The sequence below is a fragment of the Pseudomonadota bacterium genome, assembly GCA_030775045.1.
Lineage (GTDB): Bacteria > Pseudomonadota > Alphaproteobacteria > JALYJY01 > JALYJY01 > JALYJY01.
This window is the reverse complement of sequence record JALYJY010000068.1, coordinates 2,427-9,701: the sequence shown is the minus strand read 5'-3', so window position 1 is coordinate 9,701 and position 7,275 is coordinate 2,427. Positions and strand designations below refer to the sequence as shown.

The following is a 7,275-nucleotide window of genomic DNA, read 5'->3' as shown; positions in this document are numbered from 1 at the left end:
ACACTGCATATTCCCGCTGTCGGGCCGGTTTCTGGCTAACCGCCCTTTTTGCGCGTCTTTTCGTATTTGCGCATCAACATGTCGCGTTTCAGGGCCGACAAATGGTCAGGGAACAGGATGCCATTCAGGTGGTCAATCTCGTGCTGGATACAGCGGCCCAGCCAGCCACCCGCCTCCATCTCATGCCGTTTTCCGTCCCGGTCGTGCCAGCCCACGCGGATCCTGTCCGGGCGGGTGATGTCGGCGAACTGGCCGGGGATGGACAGGCAGCCCTCCGGATAGACGCACAGCTCTTCCGACAGCCACAGCAGTTCCGGGTTGGCCATGGCAAAGGGCTCACCTTCCGGTTTTTCCTCACTGCGGGTCACGTCGACCACGATCACCCGTTCCAGCAGGCCCACCTGGGGCGCCGCAAGGCCGATGCCGGGGGCGTCATACATGGTCTCCAGCATGTTGTCTATCAGCTGCGCCAGCCTTCTGTCAAAGGCAGTCACGGGCGCAGCCGTCTGGCGCAGGCGCGGATCGGGAACTGTGACAACGGGAAGAAGGGCCATGGGGCTGCCTTGCAAAATGCCAATATCCTTCTTCTCACATAGGTACTGTGGCTGTTTTCGTCAAGTTTTCCGTGATGCTGGACAGGCGGGACAAGGGCGGATACACAGGGATCAGGATCCTGTGAACAGGCGAGGGCCAATCCCGTGAAACGCATTCTGTCCGGCATGCAGCCGACCGGCCACCTGAACCTGGGCAATTACCTGGGCGCCCTGCGCAACTGGGTCCGGATGCAGGGGGAGGGCGAATGCCTGTTCAGCGTGGTGGACCTGCACGCCCTGACCCAGAGCCCGGATCCGGAAATCCTGCGGGCCCAGACGCGGGAAATGGCAGCTACATACATCGCGGCCGGCGTTGACCCGCAGAAAAACATCCTGTTCCTGCAATCCGCCGTCCCCCAGCACGCGGAGCTGAGCTGGATCCTGTCCACCTACGCCTGGATGGGCTGGCTGAACCGCATGACCCAGTTTAAGGAAAAGGCGGGAAAAAAGGCCGAGCAGGCCAATGCGGGCCTGTTTTTCTACCCCGTCCTGATGGCAGCGGACATCCTGCTGTACAGGGCCACACATATCCCCGTGGGCGAGGACCAGAAGCAGCACCTGGAGCTGGCCCGGGATATCGCCGGGGCTTTCAACCGCTCGGCCGGGCGGGACTTTTTCCCGCTGCCCGAGCCGCAGATCCTGGGCATCGGCACCCGGGTCATGAGCCTGCGGGACGGGGCGAAAAAGATGAGCAAGTCGGACGAGTCCGACTACAGCCGGATCAACCTGCGGGATGATGCGGACACCATTGCCCTGAAGATCCGCAAGGCGAAGACGGATCCCGAGCCGCTGCCGTCCGAGGTAAAGGGGCTGGAAGGGCGCCCCGAGGCAGCCAATCTCGTGACCATTTTCGCGGCATTGGAAGACAGAACCCCGGACCAGGTTCTGATACAATTCGGCGGCCAGACCTTTTCGGTCTTCAAGGAAGCCCTGACCGGGGTGCTGGTGGCGCATCTGACGCCCATATCCAGCGAGCTGAACCGTCTGATGGCCGACCCCGGAGAGATTGACACGATCCTCAAACAGGGTTCGGACCGGGCACGGCAAATGGCCGAAAAGACCCTGGATGAGGTCAAGGATATCATCGGACTTCTGAGGGTATAGACAAGGAGCACAGGCCAATGAGCATCGCCAGAACCCTTGAGAAGCTGCACCCGGTCACGGTCGTAACTTTCCTGCGGCGGGTGGGCGGCCTGTCCTGGTACACCATGCGGCGCTTTTACATGGACAACGGTTTCCAGACCGTATCGGCGCTGACCTATACCTCGCTGCTGGCGCTGGTGCCCCTGATGACCATTGCCTTTGCCATCCTGGCAGCCTTTCCGGCCTTTGACGATGTGCAGCAGCAGGCCCGCTCCCTGATTTTCAGCAATCTTGTTCCGGCCGTCGGGGACGCCATCCTGACATACCTGGACCGGTTTACGCGCAACGCCGGCCGGCTGACAGGCTTTGGCATTGCGGGTATCGCCATTACCTCGGTCATGCTGCTGGCCACCATCGAGACAGCGTTCAACAGCATCTGGCGTGCGCGGGAGCCTCGTCCTCTGGTCACGCGCCTGCTGGCGTTCTGGAGTATCCTGACCCTGGGCCCGCTGCTGTTCGGGATCAGCCTGTCTGTGTCCGGCACTCTCACCTCCCTGATGCAGGCCCTGAACCTGCGCACCGGCACGCAGGACTTCCTGCAGATCCTGGCCTTTATCGCCCTGGCGCTGGAGGCGGTGGGCTTTACGGTCCTGTACGTGGTCATTCCCAACAGGACGGTGCAATGGACTGACGCTCTGGCCGGGGGGATTGTGGCGACCATTCTGTTCGAGCTGTCAAAGCGGGGTTTTGGCTGGTATCTGGCGGCCTTTCCGGCCTACCAGACCATCTATGGCGCGCTGGCCCTGATCCCCATTTTCCTGCTGTGGCTGTATGTGGCCTGGTCCACAGTCCTGTGCGGAGCAGTGGTGGCGGCGTCGCTGCCTGAATGGCGCTCGGGCCAGCTGACCCAGGCGGGGCCCGAGGGCCTGGCGCCGTCCCAGAGGCTGGTGGTGGCCGTTGCCATCCTGCGCCAGTTGCACGAGGCAAACCACCTGGGCGTGGGCCTTCGCCGCCATACCCTGCTGGGGCGCATTCCCGTGGGGGGCAGCGTGCTGGACGACCTTCTGGACCAGCTGTCCGCAAAACACTGGATTGTCCGGTCCAGCCGCGATGCCTGGGTGCTGTCCCGGGATGTGGGTCAGGAAACCCTCTACGACCTTGTGAAGGCCCTGGATACGGGCTTTCGCGGCATGATCCGGGGTATTGCGACCCTGGAAAGTCCATGGCAGGACAGCCTTCTGAAGCTGGTCGGGAAAACTGACCAGTCCGTGGCCGATGTTCTGTCCATGCCTGTGCGCAAAATCCTGGAGCAGACGGATACTCCATGACAATCCGCCGTCTTCCGGAAACCCTGGTCAACCAGATTGCCGCCGGCGAGGTGATCGAGCGCCCGGCCGCGGCCGTCAAGGAGCTGGTGGAAAACGCACTGGATGCGGGGGCCGGCCGGGTGGACGTGGTTCTGCGGGATGGCGGCCGGAGCCTGATCTCGGTTGCTGACGACGGCTGCGGTATGGGGCCAGACGAGCTTGTTCTGGCCGTTGAGCGCCACGCCACGTCCAAGCTGCCTGACGGGGATTTGATGGCCATTCGTACTTTGGGATTCCGGGGAGAGGCGCTGCCGTCCATCGGCGCGGTCAGTCGCATGACCATTACCAGCCGTGCGAGGGGCCTGGCTGATGCGTGGGCCCTGGTGGTGGAGGGCGGCGCTGTGGGGCGGCCAGCCCCTGCGGCCCATCCGCAAGGGACACGGATCGAGGTGCGCGACCTGTTCTATGCTACGCCGGCCAGGCTCAAGTTCCTGAAAAGCCAGAGGACGGAATCCGACCAGGCCCGCGATGTGATTGAGCGTCTGGCCATGGCCTGGCCGGGGGTAGCTTTTACACTGACTGAAGAGGGACGATCGCCCCTGCGCTTTCCGGCGCCGGGCGGGCTTGCCTCCGATGCCCGCCTGTCCCGGCTGGGCGCGGTGATGGGAGAGGATTTTACCGCCAGCGCTGTTCCCGTGGATGCGGAGAGGGAAGGGATCCGGGTGACCGGTTTTGCCGGCCTGCCCACCCTGAATACGGCGCTGGCCCGCCAGCAGTACCTGTTCGTCAATGGCCGCCCGGTCAAGGACAGGCTTCTGACCGGCGCGGTGCGCGCGGCCTATGCGGATCTGCTGCCCCGGGACCGGCACCCTGTCCTGGCGCTGTTCCTGGAGGTCCCTTCCGCCGATGTGGACGTGAATGTGCATCCAGCCAAGACAGAGGTGCGATTCCGTGACCAGGCGCTGGTGCGCGGGCTGATGGTCCATGCCTTGCGCCACACGCTGCACCAGCATGCCACGCGCACGTCGACCGGGCTGGCCGCGGCGGCGGTCGAGGCGGCCCGGCCTGCACCCATGGCTTTCCAGGGGCGCAGCTTTTCCCCGGGCGGAGGCTGGCAGTCTTCTGCCGTGTATGGAGGGGGACCCGCAGCCGGTTTTGCCCAGGCTGCTGTGCCGCCCCTGCCGGATCTGGGTGCACAGCCAGGTGTGCGGGTGGCCGAGGTTACTATGACAGAACAGGATCCCGGAGAGTATCCGCTGGGGGCCGCACGGGCCCAGCTGTTCAGTACATACATCCTGGCGGAAAACTCCCGCGGGGTTGTGCTGGTGGACCAGCACGCGGCCCACGAGCGTCTGGTGTACGAGCGCATGAAAAGGGGCATGGAGGAGGGTGGTGTCAAAAGTCAGGGCCTGCTGTTGCCCGAGGTGGTGGAGCTGGACGGCCCATCCGCAGACCGGTTGGCCGCACGGGCTTCTGAACTGGCCCTGATGGGTCTGGTGCTGGAGGCTTTCGGGGAAGGGGCCGTCCTGGTGCGCTCGGTCCCGGCGCTGCTGGGGCAGGCCGATGTGCAGCGCCTGGTGCGGGACATGGCGGACGAGCTGGCCGAGATGGACGAGGCCCTGTCCCTGAAGGAGCGCATCCACGAGGTCTGCGCCACCATGGCCTGTCATGGCTCGGTCCGGGCCGGCAGGGTTCTCAATACGGTCGAGATGAACGCCCTGCTGCGGGAGATGGAAGTGACCCCCAACAGCGGTCAGTGCAACCATGGCCGGCCGACGGTCATTGAACTGACGCAGAAGGACCTGGAACGGTTGTTTGAGCGGCGCTAACCCTGACTGCGGTGGTCGACTGCTGCGTCACTGCGGTCCTCGGATCCTCACATACTGAAGTGTATGCTCCGGTCCTGCGGTCCTCCTTCCTGACATTCGCCACACCGCAGCGGGTTATCGAGGTAAACATCTGACCTGCTCGTACAAAATCCCCTTCCTCCCCGGGCCGGAAAGCGCTAGACAGTGGCGCCATGACAGCACCCCTTCTTCGCATAGGCGTCCGCGGCAGTCCGCTGGCGCTGGCCCAGGCCCGGGAAGCCCGTGACAGGCTGGCCGCGGCCAGTCCCGAGCTTGCCGCGCCTGGCGCCATCGAGATTATTCCAATCAGGACCACCGGCGACCTGACCCAGCAGCTGCCGAAGGATCAGCCCCTGACCACCATGGGCGGCAAAGGCCTTTTCACCAAGGAGATCGAGGAAGCCCTGCTGCGCGGCGAGGTGGATGTGGGCGTCCATTCCACCAAGGACATGGTGACGCATCTTCCTGACGGGCTGCTCCTGGGCGGCCTGCTGCCCCGCGAAGATCCGCGGGATGCCTTTTTCTCCCGCAGCGGGCTGAAGCTGGACGACCTGCCTGCCGGATCCGTGGTGGGAACAGCGGGGATCCGTCGCCAGGCCCTGGTTCTGGCCCGGCGGCCGGACCTGAAGGTGGTGCCCCTGCGTGGCAATGTGGAAACCCGCCTGCGCAAGATGGAAGAGGGGCAGGTCCACGCTACCCTGCTGGCGCTGGCGGGGCTGAAACGCCTGGGGCTGGAAAGCCGTGCCACGGAGATCCTGGGCATTGACGTCATGCTTCCGGCCGTGGCCCAGGGCGCTATCGGACTGGAGACACGGGCCGGGGACGAGAGGATCAACCGCTGGGTCAGTGCGGCGTCGTGCGTCGTGACCACAGCCGAAGTGACGGCCGAGCGCACCATGCTGGCTGTGCTGGATGGCTCCTGCCGTGCGCCCATCGCTGGTCTGGCCCGCCTCAACGGTACGCGCCAGATGCGGCTGGAAGGGCTGGTGGCCCGCCCTGACGGGTCCCAGGTGATCCGGATGGATATTTCCGGGGCGGCGGCTGATGCAGCGGCACTGGGGGAAGAGCTGGGCTGGCGGCTGAAAGAAAAAATGCCCCCGGGCTTTTTCGGCACAGGGAACACGTGAACGCAGGCGTTCTGGTTACCCGCCCGCTGCAGGACGCTGCGCCTCTGGCTACCCTTCTGGAAAGCCGGGGGCTGAAGGTTTTCATCAATACGCTGCTGGAGATCCGGTTTTTCCCGGATCCTTTGATTGATGTCCGTGGTGTGCAGGCGGTGGTGGTCACCAGCGCCAACGGCGTTCGTGCGCTGGCACGATTGCAGGACTTTCCCCGCTCTTTGCCCCTTTATGGTACTGGCGATGCCACAGCGGCTGAGGCAACCCGGGCCGGGTTTGTGGAAGTGTACAGCGCGCAAGGGGATGTGCAAGCCCTGGCGGTCCTGATCCGGACATCCTGCAGGCCGGACGCGGGGGACCTGCTGCATGCCGCAGGCGTCCACACGGCCGGTGATCTGGCGGCCATGCTGGCCCCCGATGGCTTTGTGGTCAGGAAGGCCACCCTGTATGAAGCTGTGCCGGTGCAGCACCTGTTGCCGGAAACGGTGGACGCTTTCCGGCAGGGACAGATCGGGTGTGCCCTGTTCATGTCTGTCCGCACGGCGCAGGCCTTTGTGGATTGCGCGATCCGGGACGGGATTGCGGAATACTGTGCCAGCGCAGAAGCTTTGTGCCTCAGCCCTGCTGTTGCCGCTGCCCTGGACGGGCTGTCCTGGAAGGCTGTCCGGGCCGCAGAAAGGCCGACGCTGGAGGATCTTCTGGCAATCATCAGCCACACCCTTTCGTCACCCCCGCCCCCGTGCGGGGGTCCGGATCCCCGCATAAAGCGGGGATGACAGCCCCATTTTGTCATTCCGACCGAGGCGGAGCCGAGTGGAGGAATCTTTCTTCTGCTGTTGAGATCCCTCGACTTCAGGCCACAATGTGGCCTTCCGCTCGGGATGACAACAATGGGATTGATGACCCAAAAGGTGAAAGCTGTTTGCACAAATCCGTTTTCCTTTCATCAGAACGTGATGAAATGCTCCCTGGATGCAGATATGGGGAGAGCAGGCATGACCATTTCCGGAAAAGCAGGTGCATTTCTTCTTGCTGCAGGGGCCCTTCTGGGGGCACAGGCGCGGGCCCAGGACGGTGAAAATCAGGAAAGCCCGGAAGAAACCGGATGCTCGGGCCATATCACCCTGGAATATACCCTGCAGGGCAACAGGGGGACTGTGAGCAGCCCTGTTGCGGGGCTGAAGTGCCCGGTATTTTTTGACGGCCTTGTCTTCAGGACAGATTTTCTGGTCCAGGCAGGCCACGGTCCTGAAAACGCCGGAATCGGTGCTGTCCGTGCGGGTGGCGTGAACCTGACCTGGTCCGCAACGCTTGCAGGGACCAGCAG

General features: G+C 63.9%; 7 protein-coding genes. 6 read left to right on the top strand and 1 reads right to left on the bottom strand.

The features are described 5' to 3' along the window. Positions 1–35 precede the first annotated feature (35 nt). Positions 36–554: a peptide deformylase gene (def, locus tag M3O22_06760; protein ID MDP9196447.1), complete on the bottom strand. Its 519-nt coding sequence runs from the start codon at positions 552–554 to the stop codon at positions 36–38. A 144-nt stretch (positions 555–698) separates the two neighbouring features. On the opposite strand from def, the gene trpS reads away from it, so the two are divergent. The 6 genes from trpS to M3O22_06730 form a co-directional block, all read left to right on the top strand. Beyond that, complete coding sequence (gene trpS, locus M3O22_06755; GenBank protein MDP9196446.1) at positions 699–1,697, top strand: tryptophan--tRNA ligase; 999 nt, start codon at positions 699–701, stop codon at positions 1,695–1,697. A 17-nt stretch (positions 1,698–1,714) separates the two neighbouring features. Then, entirely contained in the window at positions 1,715–3,004 is a 1,290-nt protein-coding gene (locus M3O22_06750; protein MDP9196445.1) for a YihY family inner membrane protein, read from the top strand. Then, entirely contained in the window at positions 3,001–4,812 is a 1,812-nt protein-coding gene (mutL, locus tag M3O22_06745) for a DNA mismatch repair endonuclease MutL (protein MDP9196444.1), read from the top strand. Before M3O22_06750 ends, mutL begins: the two co-directional genes overlap by 4 nt. A gap of 191 nt (positions 4,813–5,003) precedes the next feature. Next, on the top strand, positions 5,004–5,957 hold the full coding sequence (hemC, locus tag M3O22_06740; GenBank protein ID MDP9196443.1) for a hydroxymethylbilane synthase: 954 nt from the start codon (positions 5,004–5,006) through the stop codon (positions 5,955–5,957). Beyond that, complete coding sequence (locus tag M3O22_06735) at positions 5,954–6,724, top strand: uroporphyrinogen-III synthase (GenBank protein MDP9196442.1); 771 nt, start codon at positions 5,954–5,956, stop codon at positions 6,722–6,724. Before hemC ends, M3O22_06735 begins: the two co-directional genes overlap by 4 nt. Before the next feature lie 219 nt (positions 6,725–6,943). Next, positions 6,944–7,275, top strand: a 332-nt coding sequence (locus M3O22_06730) for a hypothetical protein (GenBank protein ID MDP9196441.1), incomplete at its 3' end; no start/stop codon positions are given.